At 61.6% G+C, this 15,265-nt stretch carries 16 protein-coding genes, 1 tRNA gene and 1 riboswitch; of the genes, 11 read left to right on the forward strand and 6 right to left on the reverse strand.

Going from position 1 to position 15,265, the window contains the following annotated elements:
• Positions 1 to 148: 148 nt before the first annotated feature.
• On the forward strand, positions 149 to 2,704 hold the full coding sequence (locus RVAN_RS12215) for a mechanosensitive ion channel family protein (protein WP_013420030.1): 2,556 nt from the start codon (positions 149 to 151) through the stop codon (positions 2,702 to 2,704).
• Entirely contained in the window at positions 2,701 to 3,144 is a 444-nt protein-coding gene (locus tag RVAN_RS12220) for a phosphate-starvation-inducible protein PsiE (RefSeq protein WP_013420031.1), read from the forward strand. The genes RVAN_RS12215 and RVAN_RS12220 overlap by 4 nt, the downstream gene beginning before the upstream one ends.
• A 139-nt stretch (positions 3,145 to 3,283) precedes the next feature.
• On the opposite strand, the gene thiC is transcribed toward RVAN_RS12220, so the two are convergent.
• The gene (thiC, locus tag RVAN_RS12225) at positions 3,284 to 5,140 is read right to left on the reverse strand and encodes a phosphomethylpyrimidine synthase ThiC (RefSeq protein WP_013420032.1); all 1,857 of its coding nucleotides are present in this window, start codon (positions 5,138 to 5,140) and stop codon (positions 3,284 to 3,286) included.
• Positions 5,141 to 5,211: 71 nt separating this feature from the next.
• A riboswitch (TPP riboswitch) is annotated at positions 5,212 to 5,325 on the reverse strand.
• Between the two features lie 276 nt (positions 5,326 to 5,601).
• Between thiC and RVAN_RS12230 the strand changes: the two genes are divergently transcribed.
• A complete protein-coding gene (locus RVAN_RS12230) occupies positions 5,602 to 6,042 on the forward strand; it encodes a membrane lipoprotein lipid attachment site-containing protein (RefSeq protein WP_013420033.1) in 441 nt (146 codons plus the stop codon).
• A 166-nt stretch (positions 6,043 to 6,208) separates the two neighbouring features.
• On the opposite strand, the gene RVAN_RS21185 is transcribed toward RVAN_RS12230, so the two are convergent.
• From RVAN_RS21185 to RVAN_RS12245, 4 genes are all read right to left on the reverse strand, one after another.
• Complete coding sequence (locus tag RVAN_RS21185; RefSeq protein WP_425337395.1) at positions 6,209 to 6,472, reverse strand: hypothetical protein; 264 nt, start codon at positions 6,470 to 6,472, stop codon at positions 6,209 to 6,211.
• The gene (locus RVAN_RS12235; RefSeq protein ID WP_013420035.1) at positions 6,415 to 7,458 is read right to left on the reverse strand and encodes an IS481 family transposase; all 1,044 of its coding nucleotides are present in this window, start codon (positions 7,456 to 7,458) and stop codon (positions 6,415 to 6,417) included. Before RVAN_RS12235 ends, RVAN_RS21185 begins: the two co-directional genes overlap by 58 nt.
• Complete coding sequence (locus RVAN_RS19690) at positions 7,380 to 8,081, reverse strand: DUF2806 domain-containing protein (RefSeq protein WP_081449463.1); 702 nt, start codon at positions 8,079 to 8,081, stop codon at positions 7,380 to 7,382. The genes RVAN_RS12235 and RVAN_RS19690 overlap by 79 nt, the downstream gene beginning before the upstream one ends.
• A 125-nt stretch (positions 8,082 to 8,206) precedes the next feature.
• Positions 8,207 to 8,899: a metal-dependent hydrolase gene (locus RVAN_RS12245; RefSeq protein WP_013420036.1), complete on the reverse strand. Its 693-nt coding sequence runs from the start codon at positions 8,897 to 8,899 to the stop codon at positions 8,207 to 8,209.
• A 103-nt stretch (positions 8,900 to 9,002) separates the two neighbouring features.
• On the opposite strand from RVAN_RS12245, the gene ruvX reads away from it, so the two are divergent.
• From ruvX to dprA, 4 genes are all read left to right on the forward strand, one after another.
• Positions 9,003 to 9,473: a Holliday junction resolvase RuvX gene (gene ruvX / locus RVAN_RS12250; protein WP_013420037.1), complete on the forward strand. Its 471-nt coding sequence runs from the start codon at positions 9,003 to 9,005 to the stop codon at positions 9,471 to 9,473.
• On the forward strand, positions 9,470 to 10,396 hold the full coding sequence (locus RVAN_RS12255; protein ID WP_013420038.1) for an AEC family transporter: 927 nt from the start codon (positions 9,470 to 9,472) through the stop codon (positions 10,394 to 10,396). The genes ruvX and RVAN_RS12255 overlap by 4 nt, the downstream gene beginning before the upstream one ends.
• Before the next feature lie 35 nt (positions 10,397 to 10,431).
• Positions 10,432 to 11,091, forward strand: a complete 660-nt coding sequence (plsY, locus tag RVAN_RS12260; protein WP_013420039.1) for a glycerol-3-phosphate 1-O-acyltransferase PlsY — start codon at positions 10,432 to 10,434, stop codon at positions 11,089 to 11,091.
• 103 nt (positions 11,092 to 11,194) lie between these two features.
• Positions 11,195 to 12,658, forward strand: coding sequence for a DNA-processing protein DprA (gene dprA / locus RVAN_RS12265; RefSeq protein WP_013420040.1), 1,464 nt, complete (start codon positions 11,195 to 11,197; stop codon positions 12,656 to 12,658).
• Positions 12,659 to 12,751: 93 nt separating this feature from the next.
• On the opposite strand, the gene RVAN_RS12270 is transcribed toward dprA, so the two are convergent.
• On the reverse strand, positions 12,752 to 13,075 hold the full coding sequence (locus tag RVAN_RS12270; RefSeq protein ID WP_155942440.1) for a hypothetical protein: 324 nt from the start codon (positions 13,073 to 13,075) through the stop codon (positions 12,752 to 12,754).
• 62 nt (positions 13,076 to 13,137) lie between these two features.
• Between RVAN_RS12270 and RVAN_RS12275 the strand changes: the two genes are divergently transcribed.
• The 4 genes from RVAN_RS12275 (at position 13,138) to RVAN_RS12290 (ending at position 15,264) form a co-directional block, all read left to right on the forward strand.
• Positions 13,138 to 13,947 carry an HAD-IA family hydrolase gene (locus tag RVAN_RS12275; RefSeq protein WP_013420042.1) on the forward strand — a complete coding sequence of 270 codons (810 nt, stop codon included), beginning with the start codon at positions 13,138 to 13,140 and terminating at the stop codon, positions 13,945 to 13,947.
• A gap of 102 nt (positions 13,948 to 14,049) precedes the next feature.
• Entirely contained in the window at positions 14,050 to 14,634 is a 585-nt protein-coding gene (locus tag RVAN_RS12280) for a hypothetical protein (RefSeq protein ID WP_155942441.1), read from the forward strand.
• Positions 14,624 to 15,064 (forward strand): hypothetical protein, encoded by a 441-nt coding sequence (locus RVAN_RS12285; RefSeq protein ID WP_041787554.1) that lies wholly within the window; start codon positions 14,624 to 14,626, stop codon positions 15,062 to 15,064. The genes RVAN_RS12280 and RVAN_RS12285 overlap by 11 nt, the downstream gene beginning before the upstream one ends.
• Positions 15,065 to 15,187: 123 nt before the next feature.
• Positions 15,188 to 15,264 (forward strand) — tRNA-Arg (locus RVAN_RS12290).
• The last annotated feature ends 1 nt before the right edge of the window (position 15,265 follow it).

Consider the following 15,265-nt stretch of genomic DNA (forward strand, 5'->3'; position numbering starts at 1 on the left):
CTTCCACGCGAGCGGTGCTCGCCCCGTGCTATCCCCGCAACCGCCGCATGGAACGGTTGACGGCGCGCCCCGCCTTATTGCCCGCAAACTTGCCCTCTAGTACAGCTGCCATCCTGTATTTTCACGATCTCCTAAGGATTTGGCACCGATGGCTTTGCGGCACTGGATCGTTGCGGTTTTTCTCGCGACGGCGCTTGCTCTCACGAATGGCGGCGCGATGGCGCAAGGGGCGGACGCTCCGAAACCGGCAGCTCCTGCTGCCGCTGCCCCTGCTGCCGCCGCCGCTCCCGCTGCACCCGAGGCGAACAAGGCCGATGTCATCAAGCGTGCGAACGATGCCTTCGGCACGGACGTCGCCGGGACGACCGCAAAATGGCTCAAGACGCTCGACGATATCGAGAACCAGCTTCGCAAGCCCGGCCTGCGCTACACCGAGCTCGATGGCTTCCGCGACCAACTTCTGAAGATCCGCGTCGAGGCCGATGAGTTCTGGAAGAAGCTGGAGCCCGCGATCCGGGCGATCGACGAGCAGGTGCGCAATCTGCCCGCAGTCCCAGCCGCCGACCAGCCGCCGGAGACGGGCGAAGCCGCCCAGCTTCGCGCCGATCTTACCTTTCATCTAGGCCACCTGAATTCGGCGCGCGCCACGCTCGATCACACGCATTCGCGCGTCAATCAGGAGATCAACTCCATCCAGGACATCCGCCGGAAGAACTTTACGAACAATCTCTTTCAGCCGGTGCAGGGGGTATGGTCTACGCAGACATGGGAGAATGTCCCCGCTTATGCGGACATCGCCATCGATCGGGTCGAACGCACGATCGGGAACTGGTGGAAAGACTCCGACGATCGGTCCGAACTACTCTATCTGTTCGGCACAGCGCTCGCGCTTTTCGCCGGGCTGTCCCTGCTGTCGTGGCGGTGGATTCGCCAACTGAGGACATGGACAGGGGAAGGCGAACCGCCGTTCTGGCGGCGCGCATCCACGGCGGCGGGCGTTATCGTCCTGCGCGTTCTGCCCGCATGCGTGCCACTTGTCTTCCTCTATCATGCGATCGGCGCGGCGCAGCCCATGCCGGACAAGGTTGAGTGGCTGCTCTATTCGGTATCGCGCTCGATCCTCGTGATCGTGGTGGTGAATGCCCTTATCGCGACCGTTTTCGCCCCCGGTCGCCCGCAGTGGCGGCTCATCCCCGCCACCGAGGGGGCCGCCGTTCGGATTTCTGGGCTGATGCTCGCGCTCGCGCTCATCTACGGCGCGACAACCTTCATCTATACCGCAACCCGCGTGGTTCAGGCTCCCTTCTCGCTGACTCTCGCGTTCACGCTCCCGGCGAACCTCCTCGTTGCGCTGCTGGTGGCTGCGATCCTGAAGACACCGCTGCGGGACAAGACGTCCGAAGGGATCCCGCCGACCACATGGCTGAACCTGCTCAGGGTGCCGGTCTGGCTATTCACCGCCGCTATTATGGTGACGGCACTTTCGGGATACCTCGCGCTGTCGCGCTTCCTCGCGCAGCAGCTCATCGTCACCGGCTCGATCCTCGCCGTCGTTTATATCCTACTCCTCTGGGCTGACGGCGTGGCCCAAGGCATGAGCGACGAAAACTCGGCGGTCGGAGGCTGGATCAAGACGCTCGGCATCGATCAGAAGCGCTGCGAGCGCTTCTCGGTTCCGATGAGCCTTTTCCTCAAGTTCATCGTGCTTGTCGGAGCGGTCCCGCTCATCCTGTTGCAATGGGGCTACCCGTGGGCCGACATCGTCGAATGGTATTACCAGCTCTTCTTCGGCTTCCGCATCGGCAACACGCAGGTGTCGCTCGCCGCGATCCTTGCCGCCATCGTGGTCTTTGTGCTCGGCTACTTCGCCGCGCGGCTGTTCCAGAGCTGGCTCGACACGCAGGTTCTGAAGCCTGCCGGTCTATCGGGCGGTCTGCGTGACTCGATCCGCACGGGCGTCGGCTATATGGGCGTTGGCGCGGCGGCGCTTATCGCGCTGTCCTATGCGGGGTTCAACCTCTCAAACCTCGCCATAGTCGCCGGCGCGTTCTCCGTGGGCATCGGCTTCGGCTTGCAGAGCGTCGTGAGCAACTTCGTCTGCGGGCTCATCCTGCTGGCCGAACGCCCGATCAAGGTCGGCGATCTCGTGACGGTCGGCGGCGAAGAAGGCACGGTGCGCAAGATCAGCGTGCGCTCGACCGAAATCGAAACCTACGACCGCGCGAGCGTGCTGGTTCCGAACTCCTCCTTCATCACCGGCAACGTGAAAAACTGGACGCTGCGCAACAACACCACACGCGTGGTCATCCCCGTTGCGGCCGTCCACGGAAGCGACCCGCGCAAGATCAAGGAAGTGCTGCTCCGTGTCGCCCGCGCTCATGTGGCCGTAATGACCTCGCCCGAGCCGTTCGTTTCGCTCGACGATTTCACGCTCGATGCGCTTCAGTTCAAGCTGTTCGCCTATATCTACGACCTCAACAAGGGGACCGGCACGAAAACCGAGCTTCGCATGGCGATCATCGAGGCCTTCAAGAATGAGGGGATTCAAATGCCGCAGAACGGGTCGCCAGCCTTGCCGCCCGAGGAGGCCGAACTCTGGCGCGAGGCCCTTGGCCAATATCTGGCTTCGCGCGATGACAGGAAGGACGGGGATGACGACACGCCGAATGACGGGCGCATCGTTCTGCCGAGGATCAGCTCATGAGCCGGGATGAGGAAAATTTGAAAGTCGGCAAGCTGATCCAGCAGGTGGAAAGCTTCTTCCTGGTGGTGATCGCGATCCTGACCGTGATCGGCGCCCTGAAGGAGATGTACCTCATCGGCTTGAAGCGCGATGTCGGACTGCAAGACCTGCTGCTGATGTTCCTCTATGTCGAGGTGCTGGGCATGGTCGCGGCTTACATCACCTCGAAGCAGATCCCGATCACGCTTCCCATCTTCATCGCGATTACGGCCATCGCGCGGGTGGCAATTCTGCAGAAGGAACAGGATCCGATCGCGATCATCTATGAATCGGGGGCGATCCTGATGCTGGCCATAGCCGCCGCAGTGGTGAATTTCCGCCCGGCGATCAAACCGGCAGCGCCAAGGGGATCTTCCCCCGACGACCGCGCTGGCGGCAGCGGGACCATGCCACCGGCCTGATGGGCACCGCCGATTGCCGGATTACATCCCGACCCGGCCAGAGCGGCCGGGTCTTAGCTCAAGCTTTCGACGAACGGGTGGAGTGACGGTCGGGCGGCACGCACAGCGTGGCGCACCGTCCGAAAGCGCCAACCCCGACTTACGGCGTCGTCTTCAAGTCCACGTAGACCTGCCCGCCCATCTCCTTGAACTTCTCGCTCATCTCATCCATGCCCGACTGCGCGGCCATCTCCGGCGTTTCGTTCAGTGTGGCGGCGTAGTCGCGCACCTGCTGCGTGATTTCCATCGAACAGAATTTCGGCCCGCACATCGAACAGAAATGCGCAGCCTTGTGCGCATCCTTCGGCAGCGTCTCGTCATGCATGGCGCGGCTGCCCTCGGGGTCGAGGCCGAGATTGAACTGATCCTCCCAGCGGAACTCGAAGCGCGCGCGGGAAATCGCGTTGTCGCGAAGCTGCGCGGCGGGATGGCCCTTGCCGAGGTCGGCCGCGTGCGCCGCGATCTTGTAGGCGATCACGCCCGCCTTCACGTCGTCGCGGTCGGGCAGGCCGAGATGCTCCTTCGGCGTGACGTAGCAGAGCATCGCCGTGCCGAACCAGCCGATCATGGCCGCGCCGATGGCGCTCGTGATGTGGTCGTGGCCCGGCGCGATGTCCGTGACGAGCGGCCCGAGCGTGTAGAACGGCGCTTCACCGCACAGCGCGAGCTGCTTCTCGACGTTCACCTTGATCTTGTGCAGCGGCACATGGCCCGGCCCCTCGATCATCACCTGGCAGCCCTTCGCCCAAGCCACCTTCGTCAGTTCGCCGAGCGTCTCAAGTTCCGCGAACTGCGCGGCGTCGTTTGCGTCCGCGATGGAGCCGGGGCGCAGGCCGTCGCCGAGCGAGAACGACACGTCGTAGCGGCGCATGATGTCGCAAATCTCATCGAAGCGTTCGTAGAGGAAGCTCTCGCGGTGATGCGCGAGGCACCACTTCGCCATGATCGAGCCGCCGCGCGACACGATACCGGTGACGCGCTTCGCCGACAGCGGCACATAGCGCAGCCGCACGCCCGCATGGATGGTGAAGTAATCGACGCCCTGCTCGCACTGCTCGATGAGCGTGTCCTTGTACACCTCCCAGTCGAGCTTGACGGGATCGCCGTTGACCTTCTCCAGCGCCTGATAGATCGGCACTGTGCCGATGGGCACGGGCGCGTTGCGGATGATCCACTCGCGCGTCGTGTGGATGTTGCGCCCCGTGGACAGGTCCATCACCGTGTCCGCGCCCCAGCGGATGGACCACACCATCTTCTCCACCTCTTCCTCGACCGAGGACGAGACGGCGGAGTTGCCGATGTTCGCGTTCACCTTGGTGAGGAAGTTGCGGCCGATAATCATCGGCTCAAGCTCGGCGTGGTTCACATTGGCCGGGATGATGGCGCGGCCGCGAGCCACCTCGTCGCGCACGAAGTCCGGCGTGATGAACTCTGGAATCGACGCACCGAAGCTTTCGCCATCGGCAAGCGCTTCCTTCGCGCGGTCGAGCGCCGCCGTTCGGCCGACGTTCTCGCGGTTCGCGATGTAGACCATCTCTTCGGTGATGACGCCCGCGCGCGCCAGTTCGAGCTGCGTCAGCGGTTGACCGTCGGCGGCGCGGTAGACCGGATAGCGATGCGAAAATTCGCGCGCGCGATGCGCTTCGCCGACATTGCCATCGTCTTCGGGCTTCACGGCGCGGCCTTCGTAGGCTTCGACGGCGCGACGCTTCACCCACGTGTCGCGATGACGGGCGAGGCCCGCATGCACGTCGATCCGCGTGGCTTCGTCGGAATAGGGGCCGCTGGTGTCGTAGACGCGGAACGGCGGCTCGCCCGAACTCTCATGCAGCACGATCTCGCGGAACGGCACCCTCACGTCGGGAGCCGCCTCGGCATAGACCTTGCGCGACCCCGGCAGCGAACCCGTCGTGACTTTCACCGGCTCAATCTTTTTCGGGTCGATGGGCGCGTTCATGCGCTGTCTCCTTGCGTGATCGGGGGGTGAGTCAGGGCCGCGAAGCGCAAGCGCTTTCGGGAAAACAGGCGGCACTTTCGCAAGACCATTCCCTCCGCCGGTCCTAACCGGATCAGGTTCTACGGGTTGTCGCGAGGCGCTATCGCAATCTCAGCCGCATGCCTGCGGCCCCCCTTGGTATAAACCGATCATCGCTCGAATGAGCCGCGATTGCAATTGAAGGAATCGAGAGGGGCTTGGGCGAAGCGGGCAGGGGCTCGCGCGAAGCCGGAAAAGGCTCGGCACCGCGCGCGGTTTTTGCGCAACAGTCGCATACCGAACGAAAAACCTGAGCAATCTCAGGTTGAAAACCGTCAGTGCGAGCCACAGAAGTGCCGAGAATCAGCCGCCACGCTCAAGAACCGGCGCGCCAAAGGGGCTGGCGGCCTTCGCGTCAACGAATTCACGGGATCGGTCGGGTCATGAAAAGATTTGCCTTATTTGCCGTCGCCACGGTTGCGCTGGCTGGCTGCGCCTCCAATACGGAAACGCAGCCTTTGCAGGCTGCGGCTGTCGATACGACGAAGATGCCGCAGTCGGGCATTTTCACGGTGAAAGACGTCATGGTGACGGAGCAGGGCGCGGATACGTTGCGCCTCGCGGCGGCGACCACGAGCAAATACACCTTCGCGGATTTGTCGGCGGTGGTCTGGTGCCGCGCCCGCGAGGAAGCGACCGCGCGCAAATATGATGGCTGGTATCAGGACGGCATTCAGCAGGTGTCGAATGGCGAGGGCCAGCCGCAGGTCGCCATCGCGACGGCGCGCTATTTCAAGGGCAAGCCGCCGGAGGGCAAGAAGACGCTGAAGCACGAGAAGAGCCCCTGCCACGACGTGCCCGCCGTCGCGAAGGTGAAGGTCTGAGTTAGCCGGAGGACGCGAACAAGGTCGCGCATTTGCGGTCGATGAAATCGTAGTGCGCGACTGCGCGGACATGCTGACCGGGATGGAGCGCAGGTGCGCATGGTCGAGTTGAGCGAAAAGTTCAGGGAGATGGGGTGGTGAGGTTATGTGAGCAAGAACGGGTAAATTATAATCTATTCACGCGCCAGCCATTCATTTCCCAAAATTTGATGGCCTGATCTTCGGCAACAGAGCTCTTAATTCCATCTACAACTGAAATCAGTTCCTTCCCTGTCTTCGTAAGGGTCACATAACCAAACTGTAACGACTCTTCGGAATCACGAGAAAGGCCATACCGATTTCCTGCGTACATTAAAGTTGCTTCTGTTACTTTTATTGCCGATGAATAGCCGCCCAATGGCTGAAAGTGCAAATAACCGCTTGCCTCCATTTCCTGGAGATCATCAAAGCTAAGATGTTCAGTCCCGGCATTTGATGGATTGGATCGATCTTGAATCTTTCCGGCTCATTCGTCCAGCATTTACAGATGAACTCATAAGGCGTGAGGCCTTTGAGGGTCTTTAGTCGGCGAGCAAAGTTATAGGCGTTGATGAAGTCCGATAGGTGGGTTTCGAGCTGCTCGTGACGGTCGTAGTGATAGCGTTTGACCGTCGCCTCCTTGATCGTCCGGTTCATTCGCTCGACCTGGCCGTTTGTCCAGGGATGCTTGACCTTGGTGAGGCGGTGCTCAATGCCGTTCTCGCTGCATCGCATGTCGAACATGTGCGTCATGTATCTGGCCGTTGGTCCATCGGCATAACGCGGCGGAAACGTGAACTGGATGCCGTTGTCGGTGAGCACCGTGTGAATCTTGTAGGGAACTGCCTCTATCAGGGCGACGAGGAAGGCTGAAGCGGACGTCCTGCCGGTCTTTTTGACGAGTTGCACGAAGGCGAATTTGCTCGTGCGGTCAATGGCGACGTAGAGATAGAGCTTGCCTTCGGCCGTCTGCACCTCGGCTATGTCGACATGAAAATAGCCGATCGGATAGGACTTGAACTTCTTCCTGGCGGGCTTGTCGCCTTCGACGTCCGGCAGCCGAGAAATACCGTGGCGCTGAAGACAGCGATGCAGCGACGAGCGAGTCAGATGCGGTATCGTCGCCTGTAGCGCATAGAGGCAATCGTCGAGCGGCAAGAGCGTATGCTTGCGGAAGGCGACGATTATCGCCTCTTCCTCGACCGACAGAACCGTGGATTTCGGCTCTTTCGGTCCAGTCGGCACATCGGCGACGGATGAGCGCTTCTTCCATTTCGAAACCGTCTTCGGGTTGATGCCGTAGCGCTTGGCCAGGGCCCTCAAGCTCTCTTGACTATGCTGTATCGCTCGACGGACCGCCTCAGTCGTTGTGGCGCTCCCATGAAGAATTTGTCCCATAGCGCATCCTTCCAGCCGAGGGAGAATAATGCACCATCAAATGCCGGGATCAAACATCTAATATTTAATTCGTTGAGTTTTTCGTTGGAAACATCCGGAATGATTAGTAACGGAGCATTTGCGGAAGGGGTGGGTATGAACCAAAGATAGGAGCAAATGGATTGGAATTTACTAGCTTCCTGCATAGAGGAATCTTTAAGAACTCGTAAAGTTCTACGAGAGAAACTTCCCGGCTGAGTAACCTCTCCGGCTAAGATTCTGGCCCAAATGCCCCTCAACTCCTCATCGTTAATATCTTGGTACTCTTCGAAGAAATCTGCGGCCCAATCTTTGGAGACCGGTTCCTGAGACACCTCAGTAGGAAGAAACTTGCTGGCCCTTGATATAACTGCTTCGATATTCTCTTGCCGTCGAATCTCTTTAGCCTCAATTCGACATTTCGCTCTGTAGGCTATATTATCAGCCTTGGCATTTGCCTGAGCCGTGACGATAGCCGCCTCAGCCTCTGCCTTAGCGTTGTTGCGGGTACGTGAAGGTTCATAAAGGACGCCCACTCCGGCCGCGACCACCTCAACAAGCTTCTCAAGAGGCTTGGCTATGCCTACCAGATCTTTGATTTCCACTAACTACGTTCCCGGCGAATAAGGCTTGAAAGAAATTGCTTAAAAAGCTTTATCAGATTCGCATGTCTGGGTAGACTTAAAGATCACCGCTCACCTGTATGCAAAGGAATAAGACCGTCTTTTTTTTATACTTCAAACCCGACACCAACCTCCGGCACCACCACATTCACTCCCTCGGCGAGCGCGACGAACTCATCCGCCGTCTGATCGATTATCGGGAACGTGCCGTAGTGGATCGGCACCACCACGTCGAAGTGGAAGAACTTCCGCGCCGCGAACGCCGCCTGCTTCGCGCCCATGGTGAAGCGGTCGCCGATGGGCAGGAAGCCAACCTTCGGCGCGTAAAGCTCGTCGATCAGCGCCATGTCGCCGAAAATGCCCGTGTCGCCCGCGTGGTAGATCGTCTTGCCGAGGCCCTCGATCACGATGCCGGTCGGGTTGCCGAGATAGACGGCCTGCCCCTTCACGCTGGTTGACGACGAGTGGAACGCGTTCACGAAGCTCACCGACACGCTGCCGCCGAGGTCGATCGCGCCGCCGGGATTGCCGACCTCGACCTTCTCCACGCCCTGCGCCGCGAGGTGCAGCGCCAGCTCGTACACCGCGACGAGCGTCGCGCCGGTCTTCTTGCAGATCGCCACGGCGTCGCCGACGTGGTCGTCATGGCCGTGCGTCAGCACAACATGCGTCGCGCCCTCCGCCGCCTCGTCCACCGAGCCGGTGAAACTGGGATTGCCCGTCAGGAACGGGTCGATCAGGATGACGTGACTGCCGTTTTCCGCGCGAACGGCGGAATGTCCGAACCATGTCAGCTTCAATTTGCAAATCTCCCGAAGATGAGCGACGAGTAAAAGCGGTGCCCGCACTATATGAAAATGTGGCCCGCCCGCAATTTGTAAAAAACTCCCGCAGGTGACTTTAGTGCCCTCCGAACTCGTGCCGCTTCCCGACCTTATATCGAGGCTCAAACGCGACGAGCGGCTGATGGGCCTCGATGTCGGCACCAAGACAGTGGGGCTTGCGCTCTCGGACGTCATGCGCCAGATCGCAACGCCGTTCGACACCATCCGCCGCACGAAATTCACGGCCGACGCGGTGAAGCTGCTGGCGCACTGCAAGGCGCAAGGCGTGGGCGGTCTCGTCGTCGGCCTGCCAGTGAACCTCGACGGCACGGAAGGCCCGCGCGCGCAGTCCACCCGCGCTTTCGTGCGCAGCCTCGGCGCGCTCACCGATATGCCGATGGCGTTCTGGGATGAGCGGCTGTCCACCGCCGCCGCCGAGCGCGTGCTGCTCGAAGCGGACGCCAGCCGCAAACGCCGCGCCGAAGTCATCGACAAGATGGCCGCCGCCTATATTTTGCAGGGCGCGCTCGACCGCGTGAATTACGCATGACGGCGATCCTCGAAGCGCTCGCGCCGCTGTTTCTCATCACGGCGATGGGTTACGGCCTCGCGCAGATACGCTTCGGCGGCGAAGCGCTGTGGCGCGCGCTCGATCACCTTGTGTTTTATGTGCTGTTTCCGGCGCTGCTCGTGAAGACGCTGATGCGCGCCGACCTCCACAACGTGCCCGCCGCCGACTATGTCTTCGTCTCGATCGCGTCGGTGTCGATCATGGCGGGAGCGTTGCTCGCGGGCTGGCTCTCATTGGGTCGGCCGATTTCCGGCCCCGCCTTTACGAGCTTCCTGCAAGGCGCGATCCGCTTCCAGAGCATCGTGTCGGTTGCCGTTGCGTCGGCGCTGTTCGGCGAGCGCGGGCTGACCTTCGCCGCACTGACGGTGGCATCCGTCGTGCCGACGGTGCAGCTTTATTCGGTGCTCGCGCTGTCGGTTTTCGGCGAAGGCGCGGGCGAGATGAACGTCCGCCAGGCCTTGCGCCGCGTAATGCTGAACCCGCTTTTTCTGGCCTGCGTCGTCGGGCTGATCCTCAACGTGATAGGCGCGCCGGACTTCGCGTTTCAGACGCTGTCGCTTCTCGGCTCGGCCTCCATCGGCTTGACGCTGCTTTCGGTCGGCGCGGGCTTCAATATGGGCGCGGCGCGAGCTGCGATGAACCTCGTCGCGGCGAGCACGGTTCTTCGACTGATCCTCATGCCGCTGCTCGTCTTCGGGCTGTCGTGGCTCACGGGGCTGACGGGGATCGCCCGCACCGCCGCCGTGATCGGCGCTGCGGTGCCCACAGCCGCCTCCGCCTACACGGCAGCGCGGATCATGGGCGGCGATGCACCGCTGATGGCGCAGATCGTGACCGTGCAGAGCATTGCGTCGATAGCGACGCTTCCCTTATTCATCTGGCTCGCGCAGAACGCTCCGTAAATCGACTGCGCGTGAAGAAAGGACCAGAAAGAGCAATGGCTCTGAACGAACAAGACCTGTGGTTTGCCGTGTTTCTCGGCGCGAACATCTGGATTGTCTGGGGCGCGGCCCTCCTCGCAGGCTATCTGTGCGGCTCGATCCCGTTCGGCTACCTGTTCAGCCGCATGGCGGGGCTCGGCGACATCCGTACCATTGGCTCCGGCAACATCGGTGCGACCAACGTGCTTCGCACCGGCAACAAGGGCCTCGCGGCGGCGACGCTGATTTTCGACGCGGCGAAAGGCTTCGTGCCGGTTCTCCTCGCGCGCCAATATCTCGGCATGGAAGCGGCGATGGCCGTCGCCGTGGGCGCTTTTCTCGGCCATCTCTTCCCGGTGTGGCTCGGCTTCAAGGGTGGCAAAGGCGTTGCGACCTATATCGGCGTGATCACTGCGCTCTACTGGCCAGCGGGTGCATTCTTCTGCGCGCTTTGGCTCATCATCGCCCTTGTGACGCGCTATTCTTCGCTCTCCGCATTGATCGCAGCGGCGGCGACCCCGTTTTTCGTGCTCGCGATGACGTCGGTGCCGCTTTTTATCTTTCTGCTTGCACTTTCAGCGGTTCTCATTCAACGCCATCATCAGAATATCCGTAAACTGATTGACGGGCATGAATCAAAAATCGGCCAGAAAGCCGCGCCCGCGAAAGGCGCCTGACGACAAGGCAACCGGGAAGCCCACGCGTTCGCGCGCGGCGTCTTCGGCGTCTGGTGCGGCAGCAACATCTGATGAAGCAATCGCGGATGCGAGCGCTCCCGGAATGGCGACACCTGCATTGTCGTCCGCGACGGTTGCGACCGACCGCGCCGGCGAGCCGCACGCAAAGCCTCGCCGAAAGCGCGCCGCAAAAGCCGAGTCGGCGAAGATCAAGTCGTCTGGCGACACTTCGCCCGGCCGTCGATCCGCAACCGCATCGAAGGAACCTGATCGCGATCTGGCCTACCCCGACAGGCCGGATACGCGCGACGCCGGGAGCGTTTCGTCGGCGGCAACGGCGGTGTTGCGTGAACCGGGTGCCGACTTCGACTATTCGCCCGAGCCGCCACGCGCGGGCAAATCATCCGCGTCGACGCCCAGCGCCGAGAAACGCGACCGCCTTCGCCTGATTCGCACGCCGCATATCGGCACCGTCACCTTCTGGCAGTTGATCGCGCATTTCGGATCGGCGGCTGCGGCCATCGATGCGCTGCCCGAATTCGTCAAGCATGGAAGCCGCGTTTCACCGAAAAGCGTGCCCTCAATAGGCACCGCCGAGGCCGAGATGGAACGCGCGGCGGCCGCTGGATTGACGCTCGTTGCGGTCGGCGAAGCAGGCTATCCGCCGCTGCTCGCGGAGATCGAAGCACCGCCGCCCCTCCTCTATATCAAGGGCGACCCGCGCATTTGGCAAAGGCCCGCCTTCGGTATCGTCGGCTCGCGGAACGCGTCCGGCGCGGGCCTGAAATTCACCGCTGAAATCAGCGCCGAGCTTTCGCGCCTCGGTCTCCTCGTCGTATCTGGACTGGCGCGCGGCATCGACGGCGCAGCCCATCGGGGCGCGCTGCCGTTCGGCACCTGCGCGGTGCTGCCGGGTGGGCTCGACCGCATCTATCCGCCCGAACATCTGGGGCTCGCCGCCGACATCGCGCAAAACGGCTTGCTGATCGGGGAATGCCCTCCGGGTTTCGTCGCTCGCGCTCAGGATTTCCCGAGACGCAACCGCATCATCTCCGGGGCTAGCCTCGGCGTGCTGGTCGTTGAGGCCGCCGAACGATCAGGTTCTCTGATCACGGCGCGTCTCGCGGGTGAGCAGAGCCGCGAAGTCTTCGCCGTGCCCGGCCACCCGCTCGATACGCGCGCGGCAGGAACGAACCGGCTCATCAAGGAAGGCGCCGTGCTGACGACCTCGGCAGAAGACATCGTGGATGCGCTGAAGGGCAAGCTAGTCCACTGGGCGCGGTTCGGCGTCGAAGTCCCTCAGCCGCAACGAGCACCCAAGCTTGCTGCGCACGACGACGGCCCCGTCCGCGCTCCGGCAGGTGCGAAAGGCGGCGACGGGCTCGCCTCGCTGGACGCGACCATCGCAAGCGTCATGCAATTGCTGAGTTTCTCCCCAATTGCCATCGACGACATCTGCCGAATGACGGGGAAGCAAACGCGCGAGGTTCACGCCGCGATCATGTCTCTCGACCTGGCGGGGCGCCTTGAGCGACGCGGCTCAAGCCACATCGTTCTGCGAGCTTGAGATGCCTCTCGCGTTCCTTCAAACGCAGACGCCATTTTTCGATGGGCGTCGGCGTTCAAACGAAACCGTCCGAACGCCGGCTCCAGGGGAAGCTCAGGCCTCCTGACAATGAAAGCGAGCCTCTTCTTCCGCCACGGAAATGAGATCCGCGAGCAGCCGGAACTGCGATTTCGCGGCTACGAGGCGCAGCGATGAAAGGAGCGAGGCGATATATTCAGCCGCTTCGGGAGGCGTCATATCCACCACATCGTCATCATATGTAGCATCGGTTTCCCCGATGCTGCCTTCGGTCATGACGTGTGCAAGATACAGTTGTTTTCGGCGCGCATTCATGTGACTCAAACCTCGCCAGATCTGGAACTGGTACTCGGGAATGGCAGGATAATTATACGGTTTATCAACTATAAGTTGCGCCATATGCGCTTAGCAAGTACGGCCTTTCACTCTCCATCGTTAAAACAGTTTTTCTTCAATGTGGAGTGGCAGTTTGGTCACTAGGGCCGAACTGTGGCATTGAAAAACGCCTCGCGGCATGGATTTGCCCGAGTTGTGAAGTTACCGTCGCGCATCAGCGCGCTTGCTGTTTCGCAACGGGGGATCTCATTCGCAACGCGACACTCGTTTTCGATCTCGATGGAACAATCGCCGATACAGCGGGCGATCTGATTGAGGCGGCCAATGCCGCACTTGCGGAGCAGGGCTTTTCCAAGGCGTCTCCGGCGGCCATCCGTCACGGCGTCGGATATGGCGCGAAAGCGATGCTGCGAGCCGCTCTCGACGAGACGCGCGAAGCGGCCGATGAGGCCGAACTGGACCATCTCGCGCAGCAGCTCGTCGCCTTCTACGAGCAGCGCATCGCCGTGCAGACGACGCTCTTTCCCGGCTTCCTCGACGCCGCTCTTGCGCTTCGCAGCCGTGGCGCAAAGCTCGCGCTCTGCACCAACAAGACCGAGCGGCTGATGACACGGCTGCTTTCGGAACTCGGCATCGCTGACCTTTTCGAGGCCGTGGCCGGGCGCGACACCTTCCCGTTCCACAAGCCGGACCCGCGCCATATTACCCAACTCGTCGCGCAGGCAGGAGGCCGGCTTCCGTTCGCGGCGATGATCGGGGACAGCGAGGCCGATATCGCAGCCGCACGGGGCGCGGGCATTGCGGCGATTGCCGTCCGCTTCGGTTATGCGGCCGTGCCTGCGGACGCGCTCGGCGCAGACGCAGTCCTCGACAGTTTTGTCGAGCTTCCAGATCTGGTGGAACGTCTTCTCGGTCGCGTGGCATCCGAAGCTTGAGCGGGATCTGCGCGATTCATGTTGCGCAGCCGGACCTTTTGACAGGAAGCTAGCTTTATAAAAGCAGCTAACCTTTCCCTTGGCCTTAGCAAGGTTTGAGAGATGACAGGAGTTTGGCAGGAGCTCGCCGACAGCCTGCCCCGGCAGTACGGGATAATATGGATTTGCGCCGCCATCGCGCTCTCGTTTGCGGTTTGCAGCATCTACTCACGAAGCTATGGCCGGGACATGCTACGTCAGCCGCCTGGCAGCCGGATCGCGCTGGCAGTGGATGAGGCGTTCGCGCCATCTGAGCGGTTTGCGGGATTTGTCCATGAAGCGAGCGGCACATCGCTTATCGTCACCGATCTCCCGCTGATGGCCTTTGAGCAGTTCAGCAAACTCGGCAATGCGGCCGAGCGTCTCAAGGCGCAGGGGGTGAGCGGCATCTCGCAGCATCTGCTGCCTTCGCGTGGCGGCGATTACATCTATTTTCGCGGCGAGCAAACGACGTCGCTCGTAGACTACGCGAAATACATCCTCATTTTCCGCGATGCCGGCGCGACCGGCATGGTGACGGCAAACATTCCGGTCGCGGCGCTCTCGTCGGGCGTCGTGACGGAGCCTCAGATCGAAACAATACTCGCATCGGCGACGATCCGTCCAAAAGGCTGCGGAAGACAAGCCGCTGTTTTCGATGTCGTATAGCGGGCCGTTCGAGGAAGACCTGTCCCTACTGGGCACCACGAAAGGATACCGTCTCAAAGGGGCTGAAAAGGCGCAGGCCAGCGGAGGTCGCGGGTCGCAGCCGCTGTTTCTCGTGGCGCCATCGCTCGCTCGCGTGCCGGTTGAGAACCTCGGCGAATTCTCCAGGCGCGCCTTCGACGGCATCGAACAATTTCGCGACAAGCAACTCCTTGAAACGAGCGTAATGAAAATTGCCGGGCTCGACGCCGTCGAAGCGATCGGGCGAGGGATAAACGGGGGCACGGGGCGGCCCACGCTGTTGTTTCAGGTCGTCGTCGCGGCGCGCAAAGGCGGATATTTCCGCCTGCTCGGTATGGCGCCCGAGGATGCGCGCGAGGAGTATTTGCCGGAATTCAGGAAGATGGCGCGCGGTTTCCGGCCGCTCGACTGACAGCCGGCGCGCCTCGATGTCCGCTTACGCGCGCCGGGGCAAGCACGAAACGCAGCGTTTGCGCCGGCCGCTTCCAATCCGGCGATTTACAGGATACGCGAGCGAAGGTAGTGTTGCCGCGCGGGTCCCGTAGCTCAACAGGACAGAGCACCTGCCTTCTAAGCAGGGGGTTGGAGGTTCGAGCCCTCCCGGGATCGCCAA

Origin of the sequence: Rhodomicrobium vannielii ATCC 17100 (assembly GCF_000166055.1) — a bacterium.
In the GTDB taxonomy this organism is placed as follows: domain Bacteria; phylum Pseudomonadota; class Alphaproteobacteria; order Rhizobiales; family Rhodomicrobiaceae; genus Rhodomicrobium; species Rhodomicrobium vannielii.